General features: G+C 39.8%; 1 pseudogene. It reads right to left on the minus strand.

The features are described 5' to 3' along the window. Nucleotides 1-11: 11 nt before the first annotated feature. Nucleotides 12-342, minus strand: a pseudogene (locus tag AB5935_RS26035) (outer membrane lipoprotein carrier protein LolA); the annotation flags it as partial.

Raw genomic sequence — 342 nt, forward strand, 5'->3', positions numbered from 1 at the left:
GAGCCGTCAGACTAACGAATCGCAAACTTCGTCTCATTCTTAAGGGAGTTGAAATTTTTATTATAGAATTCGTATTCTGTATAGTTTGTGGCTGTTTCGGACAGACGGAGTTTGTGTACCGACATATCTTTCTTGTTCAGATAGATTTCTATACCGGCAATATAGGCTTGTACCGCTTTGTTGGTCGGTTTTATTTTAACCAGATAGTATCGTGCGTCTTCAAAATACTCCAGCAGATAGTTGGACGACATTTTAGACAGGTCGCCTATCATACATGCGGTCAGCATATCCTGCATCTGTGCCATCATTTTGTTCGAACTAAGATTCATGATACTTTTCTTG

The sequence above is a fragment of the Phocaeicola sp. RTP21198st1_B8_RTP21198_201120 genome (genome assembly GCF_040929485.1).
Taxonomy (GTDB): domain Bacteria; phylum Bacteroidota; class Bacteroidia; order Bacteroidales; family Bacteroidaceae; genus Phocaeicola; species Phocaeicola dorei.